This is a genomic window from Faecalibacterium sp. Marseille-Q0746 (assembly GCF_017377595.1).
GTDB classification, from domain to species: domain Bacteria; phylum Bacillota; class Clostridia; order Oscillospirales; family Ruminococcaceae; genus Faecalibacterium; species Faecalibacterium duncaniae.
In genome coordinates this window covers 1-819 of the sequence record NZ_JAFREI010000055.1, presented here as the reverse complement: position 1 = coordinate 819, position 819 = coordinate 1, and the positions used below count along the sequence as shown (strand labels likewise).

The 819-nt window shown below is 54.5% G+C and carries 1 pseudogene; it reads right to left on the bottom strand.

Annotation, left to right across the window (positions count from 1 at the left end):
• Positions 1–485 (bottom strand): annotated as a pseudogene (locus tag J3351_RS14020) (DNA primase); the annotation flags it as partial.
• Positions 486–819 lie beyond the last annotated feature (334 nt).

Genomic DNA, 819 nt, shown 5'->3' with positions numbered 1-819 from the left:
CCCTTGTTACTGGGGATCAGGCAGTAGCCGATGAACTCCTGCACGGTGGGAATGTCCTCCGGGTAGAGCAGGTCGAACAGAAACCGCAGCCAATGGGTGGGCTGCGGGGCTTTTGGGTCATATTTGACCGGGAGCCGGTTGCGCACGATCTCCGGCTTGCCCTCCTGAAAAGTGCCATCCAGATACAGGGTGCCGTTTGCCAGCGCAATGCGGTCGGTGACGGGCGGGAAGTCCTCCACCTGTGCCGCCAGTTTCAGCACGTCTACCACATTGCTGACTCGTTTGGCGATATTTGCGCCGATATGGTCTCGTAGCATATCGAAAATTTCACAGCGCAGGTTCATGGTGTCCGTGACCCTGCCTTCCGGGGTGAAAAATGCGCCATTCGAGTAAAGCAGCTGGTGGGTACTCAGAAAATCATCACAAAACAGGGATTCGTTGAAGAAGCCTTTCTTGATCCATGCGGGGGTAAAGTTGTTTCCCATAGGCACACGTCCTTTCTTCGGTGCTGCGGCTTTTCCATGTGGTCAATTTGGCCACATGGATTTTCTCTGCTGCAACAGGTGGATAAACGTCCTTTCTTTTGGGTTACGGCGAATCAATGTGGACAATTTGTCTACATTGATTTCTCCTGCCGCAACGAGTAGATAAACGACCGTTTCGCCTCATGTGCTCATTTTGACCACATGAGGTGAGTGGATGGCGGTTGCCGTTCTCCCTGCATGGCTTTCCTGCCCCCCTTCCGGCGGCGTTTTCCAGCTCTCCCTTGCGGGGTCATCGCCGGGTATCCCATGCAGACGGTCATGCGGTTGTCAAGGT